The sequence below is a fragment of the Candidatus Kinetoplastibacterium sorsogonicusi genome (genome assembly GCF_003072465.1).
Lineage (GTDB): Bacteria > Pseudomonadota > Gammaproteobacteria > Burkholderiales > Burkholderiaceae_B > Kinetoplastidibacterium > Kinetoplastidibacterium kentomonadis.
On sequence record NZ_CP025628.1, the window covers coordinates 291380 to 305749 of the forward strand.

Sequence of the window (14370 nt, forward strand, 5' to 3'; positions counted from 1 at the left end):
TAGTTTAGGGATATTATCAAAATATAATGTTTTTTTAAAACAATAGTTAATGTTATTTATTAATTTAATAAAGCATATGATATCATGATATCAAAATTTATTTATATATAGATTTTATCTAATTATAAGTAATATGAAATATAGTCAACAATTCTAATTAATATTAGACATATAAATTTAAATTTATATGTCTAATATATTTTTATCAAAATTAAATAAATAAAAAATTATATATTTATTGGCTAATGTATAAATACTAATATTATGTAGGAGACATATCATGTCATCTTTAAATCAAATGCAACAAGATGAAGATTCTCAAGAAACTAAAGAATGGCTTGATGCACTACTTTCTGTAATTAAATTTTCAGGTAAAGAAAGAGCCAGTTTTTTATTAAATTCTTTAATTAATAAAGCTTCTAGTTTAAACATATATAAACAAAAAACTACAAATACACCTTATCTCAACACAATACCTAAAGAATTACAACCTGATTACCCAGGCGATTTTAAATTAGAATCAAAAATAAATTCTTATATAAGATGGAATGCTATGGCAATGGTTGTAAAGGCTAATAGTTATAAAATTGATGATGGTGGAAATTTAGGTGGACATTTATCTTCTTTTGCATCATTAGCAACTATGATTTCATGTGGACAAAATCATTTTTGGAAAGCTGATAATGAAAATCATTTAGGAGATTTAATATATTTTCAAGGTCATTCTTCTCCAGGAATATATGCTAGAGCTTATTTAGAAGGTCGTTTATCAGAGGAACATTTAAATAATTTTCGCCAAGAAGTAAATGGCATGGGATTATCTTCATATCCTCATCCTAAATTAATGCCTAATTTTTGGCAATTTCCTACGGTATCTGTTGGATTAGGTCCTTTAATGGCTATATATCAAGCTAGATTTTTAAAATATTTACATGCTCGTGGTATTTTAGATACAAGTGACCGTAAAGTATGGGTATTTTGTGGTGATGGTGAAATGGATGAACCAGAAGCATTAGGAGCTATTTCTTTAGCATCACGTGAGAAATTAGATAATTTAATTTTTGTTGTTAATTGTAATTTACAACGTCTAGATGGGCCAGTTAGAGGTAATGGTAAAATTATACAAGAATTAGAAAGTAACTTTATAGGTGCTAATTGGAATGTTATCAAATTAATATGGGGTGGATATTGGGATGATTTAATAGAATCTGATTTTGATGGAATTTTAAAACAGGTTATGGAAAATACAGTTGATGGAGAGTATCAATCATATAAAGCACATGATGGTAAATTCGTTAGAGAACATTTTTTTGCTAAACATCCTAAATTATTAGAAAGAGTTGCTCATATGTCTGATAATGATCTTTGGAGATTAAATAGAGGAGGTCATGATCCTTTTAAAGTTTATGCCGCATTCAAAGCTGCTGTAACACATAAAAATCAACCTAGTGTTATACTAGCAAAAACTATTAAAGGATATGGGTTAGGTTACTTAACACAGTCTAAAAACCCGACACATCAACATAAAAAATTAGAATTACAAGATTTATTAGATTTTAGAGACCGTTTTAAAATTCCAATACCTGATGACAAAGTAAAAGATTTACCTTATTTTAAACCAAAAGAAAATTCTCCAGAAATGGTATATATGAAACAGCGTCGTGCTTCTTTAGGTGGTTATATACCCAAAAGACGTACTAACACTCAAAATCTTATAATACCTTCTATTGATATATTTAAATCTATATTGGAACCTACTTTTGAAGGACGTAAAATTTCTACTACTCAAGCATTTGTGAGAATTTTAAACCAGCTTTTACGTGATAAAAATTTAGGTAAGCGCATTGTACCTATTATTGCAGATGAAGCAAGAACATTTGGGATGGAAGGTTTATTTCGTCAAATAGCTATATATGCTCCTGAAGGACAAAAATATATCCCTGAAGATAAAAATCAAGTAATGTATTATCGTGAAGAGCAAAATGGTCAACTAATTCAGGAAGGAATTAATGAAGCTGGTGCAATGAGTTCATGGATAGCTGCTGCTACATCTTATTCGACTAATAACTATGCCATGATACCATTTTACATATATTATTCTATGTTTGGTTTTCAAAGAGTAGGAGATTTGGTTTGGGCTGCAGGTGATATGCAAGCAAGAGGATTTTTATTAGGTGGTACATCTGGTAGAACTACATTAAATGGTGAAGGTTTACAACATGAAGATGGACATAGTCATATATTATCTTCAGTAATACCTAATTGTATTTCTTATGATCCAGCATTTGCACATGAATTAGCTGTAATAATACATTCTGGCTTAAAAAGGATGTTTGAACAGCAAGATAATGTATTCTATTATATTACTGTCATGAATGCTAATTATGAACATCCAGGCTTAAAATTTGGTGATGAAGATGGAATAATTAAAGGCATGTATATGTTTAATTCTTCTGAACAAAAAGATCATCGTATACAACTTATGGGTTGTGGAGCTATCTTACAAGAAGTAATAGAAGCACAATCACTTTTGCTTAATGATTGGAATATTGGATCTGATATTTGGAGTGTAACAAGCTTTACTGAGCTAAATCGTGAAGGTATGGATATATCAAGATTTAATATGTTAAATGCAACAGATAAAAAAATACCATATGTTACAGAAAAATTAAATAATACTATAGGACCTATCATTGCATCTACAGATTATGTTCAAGCTTTTGCTAATCAAATTAGACAGTTTATACCTAAAAATCGTATTTATAAAGTATTAGGTAGCGATGGATTTGGACGTTCAGATTTTCGTAATAAATTAAGGGATCATTTTGAAATTAGCAGCAAATTTATTGTATTAGAAGCAATTAATGCTTTAATAGAAGATGGTAAATTACCTGCTTCTAAATCTTTAGAAGTAATTGAAAAATACAATATCAATATAAATAAAATGAATCCACATTATGCATAAAGAGAAAATTAAATGAGTGAAATATTAGAAATAAAAATTTCAGGAATGGAAAAAAATAATACTTTTAAAGTAATAGAAATTCTAGTAAATATTAATGACACTATTTCTAATGGTCAAAGTTTAATTACATTAGAATCAGAAAAAGCTTCAGTTGAAATACCTTCAAATGCTGATGGTATTGTTAAAGATATATTAGTCAATGTTGGAGATAATGTAAAGGATGGTACTACTATTATCAAACTTGAAAAAATTATTGATCAAAATAAAACTAATAAACACTATTTTAATAGTAACGTTATGCAAGAAAATGTTGATATAAATATTGAAAAAGAACATAATGTTGATAAGAAAATAGACAATTATTTTGATGAAAATATAAATAAATTTGAATTAACAAATGATTTAAAAAATATAGTTTCACATGCTTCCCCATCTGTACGTAAATTTGCAAGAGAACTTGGTGTAGATATTTCTTTAGTAAAAGGTACAAGTCCTAAAAATAGAATTAATTTTGATGATGTAAAATTGTTTGTAAAAAAATCTTTACAAAAAAATAGTCATGATATATCAGGTGATTTAAATTATATAAGTACAATTCCTTGGCCTAATATTGATTTTAAGCAATTTGGTGAAATTGAATATCAAAATTTATCAAGAATTAAAAAAATTGCCAAATCTAATTTACATAGAAATTGGTTATTAATACCTCATGTTACTAATCATGATGAAGCAGATATTTCTAATTTAGAAAAGTTACGTATTTCACTGAATGAAGAATATAAAAAAAAGAATATAAAAATTACAATGCTCTCATTTATAATGAAAGCAGTTGCCAAAGTTCTAAAAGAAATACCTGAATTTAATTCTTCTTTAGAAAATGATAGATTGATTTTAAAAAAATATTATAATATAGGATTTGCGGTAGATACACCAAATGGTTTATTAGTTCCTGTAGTAAAAAATGTTGATAAAAAAGATATTATTGATATTACGTTAGAAATAAATCAATTATCAATGAAAGCTAGAGAAAATAAATTGATGTCAGATGATATGAGCGGTGGATGTTTTTCTATATCTTCACTTGGTGGTATTGGTGGCAGTTTCTTTACTCCTATTATAAATGCACCAGAAGTCGCAATTTTAGGTATTTCTAAAAATTATTATAAACCAGTATGGAATGGTACAGATTTTATACCTAAATTAATATTACCTATTTCATTATCATATGATCATCGTGTAATAGATGGAGCTGCAGCTGCTAGATTTAATGTATATCTATGTAAATTATTAGCTGAATTTAGTCGTGTAATTCTTTGATGAGAACAGATATTTATGAAAAATACTAAACAAATAGTAATACCTGACATAGGCACTTCTAAGAAAGTATGTGTAATAGAAGTATTATTAAAAGAAGGAAATTTTTTAAATAAAGAAGACCCTGTAATCGTATTAGAATCTGAAAAATCTTCTATAGAAATTCCATCAAATATTGCTGGTATAGTCAAAAATATTTTTGTGAAAGTAGGAGATATGGTTTCTACTGGTTCTATTATTGCAGAATTAGAAATATTATCGAACGATTTCCATAATATAAGTACTGCAAAAGCAAGCACATCAAAAGAAATATGCGATGATATAAGTACATCAAAAGAAATATATTTTGATGTTGTAGTACTAGGAGGTGGTCCTGGTGGATATTCTGCAGCATTTCGCGCTGCTGATTTAGGGTTAAAAACAGCTATAGTAGAAAAATATTCAAATTTAGGTGGAGTTTGCTTAAATGTAGGTTGTATTCCATCTAAAACTTTGTTATACAATACAAATATTATTGAGGTTGCAAAATCTTTATCAAAAAATGGTATATTATTTGATCAACCTAAAATAGATTTACAAAAATTAAAAAAACATAAAGATGAAGTAATCAATAAATTAACTAATGGTCTTTTAAGTCTTGCTCGGTTAAGAAATGTAAAAATTTTTCAAGGTATTGGTGAATTTATTGATCAATGCAATTTATCAATTACTAATAAAGACAAAACTATCAATGTTATTAAATTTAAATATGCTATTATTGCTACAGGCAGTTCTGCAAATAAATTATCATGTTTGCCAAAACATGATAGAATTTTGGATTCAACAACAGCATTAAATTTACCGTTTATTCCTAAAAAAATGTTATTAATAGGTGGAGGTATTATTTCATTAGAAATGGGAACGGTGTATTCATCTTTAGGTGCAAGATTAGATTTAGTTGAATCTAGTAATTCTATACTAAAAGGTGTAGATAATGATTTAGTACAATCATGGAAAAACATGAATATACATAGATTTGATAATATCATGTTAGATACTAAAATTGAAAAAGTTGAAGTTGATAATCAAGGCATCAATGTTCAATTTACAGGAATAAATGCTCCAGATCAAATCATTAAATATGATTTAATTTTACAAGCAATAGGTAGATCTCCTAATATTGATAATATTGGCTTACAAAATTTAAATTTAAATATATCAAAAGAAGGTTTTATAAAAGTAGATAATCAGTATAGGACTAATATACCTAATATTTTTGCTATTGGAGATGTTATAGGCCATCCTATGTTAGCACATAAGGCAGTACATGAAGGGCATATTGCAGCTGAAGTAATATCAGGAAAAAATTCTTTTTGTAACACTAATATAATTCCATCAGTAGCTTATACGAATCCTGAAATTGCATGGGTAGGCTTAACTGAATTAGAAGCTAAGAAAAATAACATATCTATAAAATTAGGTCTATTTCCATGGAATGCTTCAGGTAGAGCTATATCTAATGGTTGTCCTAATGGTATGACAAAACTAATATTTGATTCTCAATCAAATAGAATAATTGGAGGAGGTATAGTAGGATCTCATGCTGGAGATCTCATTGGTGAAATAGCATTAGCTATTGAAATGGGCTCTGATATTGATGATATTGCAAATACTATACATCCACATCCAACTTTTATAGAATCTATAGCTATGGCAGCCGAATCTGCAGAAAATATATGTACAGATTTACCTCCTATACTAAAAAATATATAAATAGTTAAAGGATTTAATAAAAATGTCAAAATATTATAAATATATAACTCAATTTAATTATATTGAAACTATATTATGGTTATTTATATTAGTTATAACTTCTCTTTTAACGAAAATGATTATCAATAAGTTTATATCTTGGTTTTCAAAAAACAAAATAATATTAATTAATGATAATAAATATTATAATAAATATTTAGTTCAACATAATATTTATAAAAATATATTGTATGCAGTTCCATGTTTTGTAATTTTTATGGGAATAGAATTTGTACCAAATATAGGAATTATGTCGGTTATAATTTCTAGAATATCTCATGTTTTTATATGGTATTATATTTTTGCTGCTTTTTTAGGTATATTAAATGTATTTCAAGATTTATATGATTCTAGCGCTAGAGCTCAAACTCAATCTATAAAAAATTATATACAAATAGCTAAGTTATTATTAATAATAATTTGCACAATTTTATCTTTGTCAATATTAATGGATAAATCTCCACTTTGGATGATATCAGGATTAGGTGCTATATCAGCAGTTTTATTACTGGTTTTTAAGGATACTTTGTTATCACTAGTTGCTAGTACTCAATTAATTACTAATGATATGTTAAGAATAGGTGATTGGATTGAAATGCCTCAATCTAATGCAGATGGTTTTATAAAAGATATAGCACTACATACAGTTAAAGTACAAAATTGGGATAATACTATTACAAATATACCAACTTATAAATTATTTTCAGAAACATACCGTAATTATAGAAATATGTTCGAATCTGGTGGAAGAAGAATTAAAAGACATATAAAAATAGATATTAATAGTATTAAATGTTTAGATGAAAATGAAATAAATAGTATTAACAATGAAAATTTTGATATATTTTTAAAATTTAATATTAACAACAAAATACAATTTTCTAGTTTTACTAATATAGCTATATTTAGAGATTATATTATATTTTATTTAAAATCTCATAAAGAGCTTAGACAAGATTTACCTATTATAGTTAGAACATTAGAACCATTATCTGATGGAATTCCTTTTGAAATTTATTGTTTTACATCTTTAACAGCATGGGTAGAATATGAAAGGATTCAATGTGGAATTTTGGATCATATGATTACTATGCTCCCTGTTTTATCTTTGCGACCATATCAAAGTTTATCTGGATATGATTTACGTAATAAGATTATTTAATTTGGTGATTAATGAAAAATGTAAAAATTGCTATTTTTCAAATGAATGCATGTGTTGGTGATATAGATAGTAATATTAATAAAATTTTAGAAAATGCAAAAATAGCTAAAAAAAATAATGTAAATATATTTGTTACTCCAGAATTATCTTTAATAGGATATCCTCCTTATGATCTTTTATTGAGAAAAGAATTTATTGATTATCAAAATAAAAAACTATTTGAATTAATTAATAAGTTAAAAATACTAAATGATCTATATGTTTTAATAGGACATGTAAGCGTTATTTCTGGAATGTTATATAACACTATTTCTATAATATATAATGGAAAAATTATTACTTCATTTTATAAAAATAATTTACCAAATTATTCCATATTTAATGAAAAACGTTATTTTACTGCTAGTTATATAAAGCCTTTAATTTTTAAAGTAAATGAAATAAATTTTGGTGTAATAATATGTGAAGATCTTTGGAAAGGCATAGAAATACCTAAAATTGATAATATTGGAGTTCAAGTATTATTAGTATGTAATGCTTCTCCATATCATATTAATAAAGATCAAGAACGTTTTAATATCATTTCAAAATATATAGATATACATAAATGTTCGTTAATTTATACAAATTTAGTAGGTGGACAAGATGACCTTATTTTTGATGGATCTTCTTTAGCAATAGATAATAAAAAAGAAAGTATAATAACCTTACCTAGATTTATTGAAAATTTGTCATTTATCACAATAAAATTAGATCATGATAATATCAAATTCTTTAATGATAATAAAAATTGTTATAAATATTTATATGATGAAGATTTCTTATATAAAAATATTTGGGATGCTTTAGTATTAAGTTTACGTGACTTTGTTCATAAAAATAATATCAATCATGTTATTATAGGTTTATCAGGTGGAATAGATTCTGCATTAGTATTAGCAATAGCTGTAGATGCTCTTGGTAAAGATAAAATTACTACAGTAATGCTTTCATATAAATATACATCTCAAATGTCTATAAATGATGCTAAAAAAATGACAGATATAATTGGTAATAAACATATTTATATAAAAATAGATAGTATTGTTTCATCTATAAAAAGTACATTATTTAATATATTTGATATTCATAATAGTATAGAAAATGATAAAACTGAGGAAAATATACAAGCACGTGTTAGAGGAAATTTACTTATGTCTTTATCTAATAAAATGAATGCTATTGTATTAAATACAAGTAATAAATCAGAGATTGCTACTGGATATTGTACTTTATATGGAGATATGATAGGTGCATTTTCAGTTTTGAAAGATGTAAGCAAAACAATGGTATTTAAATTAGCTAAATATAGAAATACTATTTCTATAGTAATCCCTGAAAATATAATAAATCGTAAACCATCAGCTGAATTAAAAGTAAATCAGTTAGATAGTGATAGTTTACCTCCATATGATATATTAGATGGAATTTTAGAAAACTTTATAGAAAATAAAAAAACTTATGAGGAAATAATTAGTCTTAATTATTCACCTCAAGATGTAAAGCATGTGTTAAGTTTAGTAAAATCTAGTGAATTCAAAAGATATCAAAGAATTTTGGGTCCTATATTAACAAAACAATCTTTTTCTTCAGATTGGATATTTCCGATTACAAATAAATTCAATTTTTTTAATTGATAATATCAATTATTATTAATTGAAAGTAACTTTTTTGTTTCCAAGTTTGAGTTGTTAATTTATAAACTGCTTTAATATTATTAGAAATTTTACAACATTTACCAAAAAATATTGCTGTTAATAATTGATTATTTTTTTTAAGTATCATTTTTAAGTGACTGTTATTCAAAATTTCTTGTTTTATTACTGCAAATTCGTCAAAAAATAAAGGGGCTGGAAATCCATTACCCCAAACTTCTTGATTAATTAAATCACTGGTAAAAGTATTCATATATTCAATATCTAAAGCGCCATCAGTTTCTATAATATGCTTAAAAGTATCAGAATCAAATATGTTATTGATAATTTTTTCAAAAGCTTCACTAAAAATTTTAAAATTATATTTATTTAAAGTCACTCCTGCAGCCATTGCATGTCCACCAAATGAATTCAAGATTCTATATTCTAGAGATATCTGTTCCAAAATATTTCTTAAATTTATTCCTGGTATAGATCTTCCAGAACCACGAATTTCTAACGTTGAAGATTCTGCAAAAACAAAAACAGGTTTCCAAAATTTTTCTTTTAATTTAGATGCTATTAATCCTATTATACCTTGATGCCATTCTTGTTTATATATACATATAGAAAATTTATCTTTATGATTTTTATAATTTTTAGTAATTTCTATTGCCTCTTGATTCATAGTTTTTTCTATCAAACGGCGTTTAGTATTTATTTGATCTAACAGTATAGCATTTTTATTAGCTACATCATCATCATCAGTAATTAAACATTCTATTCCTATACTAATATCATCTAATCTACCTGCAGCATTAATTCTTGGAGCTATATTAAATCCAAGATGATCTACATTGATATTTTTGTAATCTATGCCTAATAATTTGATTAATGCGTTTAATCCTTTTTGAGCATTTCCCCTTCTTATTTGTTGTAATCCTTTAGATACTAGTAATCTATTATTATCATCTAATTTTACTACATCTGCTATTGTACCTAAAGCAACTAAATCTAATAATTTTTCTAATTGAGGTCCACCTTTATGACTATATATACCTCTTTTTCTAAGAATATAACGTAATACTATCATTAAATAAAAAATTACACCTACACCAGCAAGATTTTTAGATGGGAATGCACATTGAGCTTGATTAGGATTTATTATATGTAATGCATCTGGTAATATTTTTCCAGGTAAATGATGATCAGTAATAATTACAGAAATATTTTTTTCATTTGCTGATCTAACTCCATCTATACTAGATATACCATTATCTACTGTTATTATTATATCTGGTTTACCATTTTTATGATTATAAGCTATATCAACTATTTTATTAGATAAACCATAGCCAGTTTCAAATCTATTTGGTACTAAAAAATCAACATTCGCATTCATACTTTTTAAAGATTTTATAGCAACAGCACAAGCTGTTGCGCCATCACAATCATAATCAGCTATTATTAATATTTTTTTTTGATTTATTATAGAATCAGCTAATGTATTAGCTGATTCTATAATATTTAACATCTTAAATGGCGATATCATATCTATCCATTTTTTAGATATTTGTTTAATATCTGTTACACCTCTAGAAGACCATAATTTGGCTAATATAGGATGTATACCATTTTTTAATAAATGATTATACATATTTAATGGAATATCTCTAATTGTTATTAAATTTCTTGATTCCACCAATATCTCCAATTTTTATATAAAATTTTTTGAAAAATATTTTTATGATTATTTAATTTAAAATCGACTCTATAATCATGTCCAAGTAAAATTAGATTATCAGTAACACAAGTATTATTAATATACTTATATATATATTTATTATCTATTTCTGTTAAAGCATTTAACCACATATTCCAATCATTATTTTTATAATATTTATCTAAATCTTTAATTATTAAAATATTTTGATCATACGTTTTTTTAATTTTATCTGGTATACAACCACCATAAAGCCATATAGAATTTATCGGTAACAAATATTTTTTGAATCTATTATTATTTATTTTATGAGATGTCCAGTGTATTTGAATATTATTTAACAAAATTCTCCAGATATTATTATATGGTGTAATATCAAATATATTGTTAATAAAGTAATTTTTTGCTAGTTGTGGACTCATACATAGCTTTGGATGAAAATTTTTAGGTAATGATATTACCCAAAAATTTTTATTTTCAAAGAATACTTTAAATCCATAATGATTAAATATATGTTGAGAACTATCAAATAAAATTTGACTTTCTTCTTTTTGAATATTTAAATCATCTGCAGTATACAACCTTATATTTCCATTTATAAAATCCAAATTAACTAATTCAATTAGCCAAATAGGATTCATATTAATATCATAAATATAATTTTTAATATTCATTTGACCTAACCATTGACCAATTCTAAATTTATTATTTGATTTATATCCATTTAGTTCTAAAATTACAGATTCTAAAGCCGTACAACTTAAATAGTTTAAATCTAAATGAGATACATTTACATTATAAGACTGTATCAATTTAAATAAATTAGGAGCTTTTTCTGGTAATATATTTGCTATTTCATTAGCAATATTTTTTGGTGGTAATATATGAGTAATTATTAAATGCATTATATTTATAAATTATATTAAAATAATTATTTTAATATAATTTATAAAATTTTATCATGAAAGTACCATATGAATTTTGGTTAGCATTTAAATTTTTAAAAATTTCTATTTTTAATAAAAACAAAAATTTTATTTCTTTTATATCATTTATATCATCATTAGGTATAGCTTTAGGAGTGGCTTCATTAATTATTGTAATATCAATTATGAATGGTTTCGAAAAAGAAGTTCGTAATCGCATGTTATCATTTTTACCACATATAGAAGTATATGTGAAAGAAGTTAATGCAATAGATTTTATTAATTCATGGAAAGGTATTTTTGATAAATACATTAAAGATATTAATAACATAAAATCAGGAACGCCATTTGTATCTTCTCAAGCTATCATTATGAAAAACAAAATATTAAATGGAGTTCTAATAAATGGTATAGATATTCAAGATAAAAATAATATATCTGATATTACAAATTATATGATACATGGAAAAATACAAGACCTTATACATGGAAAGTATAATATTGTTATAGGAAAAAATTTAGCTAATGCAATTGATGCAAATATTGGAGACTCTATATATTTAATTTCTTCAAATAGTTTTTCTCATATTATTGGATTTACTCCAAATATTAAAAAATTTAATATTACTGGAATATTCGATTCAGGATATTATGAATATGATATGAATATGGTCATTATTAACATATTAGATGCTATTAATATAGCAGGCGAATCATCGTTATATGGTATTAAATTAAAAACTGATAATATGTATATTGCACCTTTAATATCTAAAAAAATTAATAGTATATTACCCAATTTTATGTTAGCTATAGATTGGTCTCAAACTAATAAAAATTGGTTTTCTGCTATACAAACAGAAAAAAAAATTATGTTTATAATATTAATGATAATAGTATTAATTGCAGTATTTAATCTATTATCCTCTTTAGTAATGACAGTAAATGACAAAGAAAAAGATATAGCTATTTTAAGAACATTTGGTGCACAAGCTATAAATATATCATATATATTTGTTATACAAGGTTTAATAATTAGTATCATTGGCATAACATTAGGATCTATTTTAGGGATATTAATAACTACAAATTTAGATATAATTTTTATATTTCTTGAAAATATTATAGGTTTTAATCCTATGCCTAAAGAGATATATCTTTTAGATAAGATACCTTATGATATAAGAATTATAGATATATTTAAAATTATTTGCCTTACTTTAGTTATGTCTTTTTTGGCAACTATTTATCCAAGTATGCAGGCTTCTAAAACACAACCTGCTCATATATTACGTAATAATTAATTCAATATGAAAATTAAACAAAACTATCTAATAGAAGCTAACAATTTAGTTAAATTTTATAAAGATGGAGAAACTTTGATAAGAATTTTAGACAATATAAATATATGTATTTCTTATGGAGAAATAATTAGTATTGTTGGGATTTCTGGGTCTGGTAAAAGTACATTATTACAAATAATAGGATTGATTGATAAGCCAAATTCTGGTTCATTAAAAATTTGCAATCATGATATTAATTATCAAGATAATTCAAATATAAATTATTTAAAAAAGTTTAAAATAAGCTTTATTTATCAAACACATCATTTAATATCAGAACTAAATATCTTGGATAATGTAGCTATGCCATTGTTGTTACATAGAAAAAATTTTTTAGAAGCTCGTAAAGCAGCTTATTTTGAATTAGAAAAAGTAGGATTATTAAAAAAAGGACATTTATATCCATATCAACTATCTGTAGGTGAAAAACAAAGAGTATCATTTGCCAGAGCTTTAATTACACAACCAATTTGTATATTAGCTGATGAACCAACAGGTAGTTTAGATTATGAAAATTCACAACATATAATTGAATTATTTAAATATATCAATAATACTAAACACACTTCTATTATTATAGTGACACATGATAATAAACTATCTAAAATTGCAGATAATAAATTTTCTATTAATAATGGAAAGCTAACAAAATTATAAAATAAATATATATGTTTATTGATTCTCATTGTCATTTAGATTTTTTTAAAAAACAAGAATTATCTAAAATAATATCAGATAATATCTTACACAATGTAGGGCATATTGTAATACCTACTATTAATTTTACTAATTTTAATAAAGTTATAAATATTGCTAAATATTACAATTATTCATATACAATTGGCATACATCCTTTGTTTATCAATCAATACAAGACATTTAATTTTTTGAAATTTAAAAATTTTTTAGTTAATCATAAAGATGATAATCATTTTGTTGGTATTGGTGAAATAGGTTTAGATTTTTCTAAAAAAAATAATGTAGACATTAATTTACAGGAATACATTTTTTTAGAACAAATAAAAGTCGCAAAAAATTTAAATTTTCCATTAATCATACATGCTGTTAAATCTTATGACAGAGTCCTAAAATATTTAAGAAAAATTAATTTTTCTCATGGTGGAATTATTCATTCTTTTCATGGAAGCTATCAACAAGCTATGAACTTCATTCAATTAGGATTTTTTTTAGGTGTTAGTGGAACTATAACTTATAAAAATGCTAATAAAATTAAAACAAATATATCTTTAATTGATAATAAATATTTAGTATTAGAAACAGATTCACCTTTTATACCACCATCATGGTTATTTAACCAAAAAAATGAACCTAAAGAAATTGTTAATATTGCAAAAGCATTATCTAATATTAAAAATATTACATTATGTGAAATAGAAAAAACAACAACATTTAATATTCTTAAAGCATTACCAAGATTATCAAAATTAATATGATATTTTTTCTGATAGAATA

The 14370-nt window shown here is 24.5% G+C and carries 10 protein-coding genes; 8 read left to right on the forward strand and 2 right to left on the reverse strand.

Translation table 11 applies throughout. The annotated features are described in order from the left end of the window. The first annotated feature begins 280 nt into the window (after positions 1-280). Genes aceE through CKSOR_RS01435 form a run of 5 tightly spaced genes read left to right on the forward strand, consistent with a single transcriptional unit; the run spans position 281 to position 8908 of the window. The gene (aceE, locus tag CKSOR_RS01415) at positions 281-2965 is read left to right on the forward strand and encodes a pyruvate dehydrogenase (acetyl-transferring), homodimeric type (RefSeq protein WP_108673818.1); all 2685 of its coding nucleotides are present in this window, start codon (positions 281-283) and stop codon (positions 2963-2965) included. Positions 2966-2977: 12 nt separating this feature from the next. Next, positions 2978-4282, forward strand: a complete 1305-nt coding sequence (locus CKSOR_RS01420; protein WP_108673819.1) for a 2-oxo acid dehydrogenase subunit E2 — start codon at positions 2978-2980, stop codon at positions 4280-4282. Between the two features lie 15 nt (positions 4283-4297). Further along, positions 4298-6031: a dihydrolipoyl dehydrogenase gene (gene lpdA / locus CKSOR_RS01425; RefSeq protein ID WP_108673820.1), complete on the forward strand. Its 1734-nt coding sequence runs from the start codon at positions 4298-4300 to the stop codon at positions 6029-6031. Between the two features lie 22 nt (positions 6032-6053). Next, positions 6054-7232, forward strand: a complete 1179-nt coding sequence (locus CKSOR_RS01430; RefSeq protein ID WP_234411230.1) for a mechanosensitive ion channel family protein — start codon at positions 6054-6056, stop codon at positions 7230-7232. A gap of 11 nt (positions 7233-7243) precedes the next feature. Continuing rightward, positions 7244-8908 (forward strand): NAD+ synthase, encoded by a 1665-nt coding sequence (locus CKSOR_RS01435; RefSeq protein ID WP_108673822.1) that lies wholly within the window; start codon positions 7244-7246, stop codon positions 8906-8908. On the opposite strand, the gene recJ is transcribed toward CKSOR_RS01435, so the two are convergent. Together recJ and CKSOR_RS01445 are read right to left on the reverse strand one after the other, a co-directional pair. Further along, positions 8901-10562: a single-stranded-DNA-specific exonuclease RecJ gene (recJ, locus tag CKSOR_RS01440; protein ID WP_108674216.1), complete on the reverse strand. Its 1662-nt coding sequence runs from the start codon at positions 10560-10562 to the stop codon at positions 8901-8903. The two genes, CKSOR_RS01435 and recJ, sit on opposite strands and share 8 nt — an antisense overlap. Before the next feature lie 26 nt (positions 10563-10588). Beyond that, the gene (locus CKSOR_RS01445; RefSeq protein ID WP_108673823.1) at positions 10589-11533 is read right to left on the reverse strand and encodes a hypothetical protein; all 945 of its coding nucleotides are present in this window, start codon (positions 11531-11533) and stop codon (positions 10589-10591) included. 56 nt (positions 11534-11589) lie between these two features. Between CKSOR_RS01445 and CKSOR_RS01450 the strand changes: the two genes are divergently transcribed. Genes CKSOR_RS01450 through CKSOR_RS01460 form a run of 3 tightly spaced genes read left to right on the forward strand, consistent with a single transcriptional unit; the run spans position 11590 to position 14351 of the window. Continuing rightward, positions 11590-12858: a lipoprotein-releasing ABC transporter permease subunit gene (locus CKSOR_RS01450; protein ID WP_108673824.1), complete on the forward strand. Its 1269-nt coding sequence runs from the start codon at positions 11590-11592 to the stop codon at positions 12856-12858. A gap of 6 nt (positions 12859-12864) precedes the next feature. Continuing rightward, on the forward strand, positions 12865-13554 hold the full coding sequence (locus CKSOR_RS01455) for an ABC transporter ATP-binding protein (protein WP_108673825.1): 690 nt from the start codon (positions 12865-12867) through the stop codon (positions 13552-13554). 11 nt (positions 13555-13565) lie between these two features. Further along, entirely contained in the window at positions 13566-14351 is a 786-nt protein-coding gene (locus CKSOR_RS01460) for a TatD family hydrolase (RefSeq protein ID WP_108673826.1), read from the forward strand. Positions 14352-14370 lie beyond the last annotated feature (19 nt).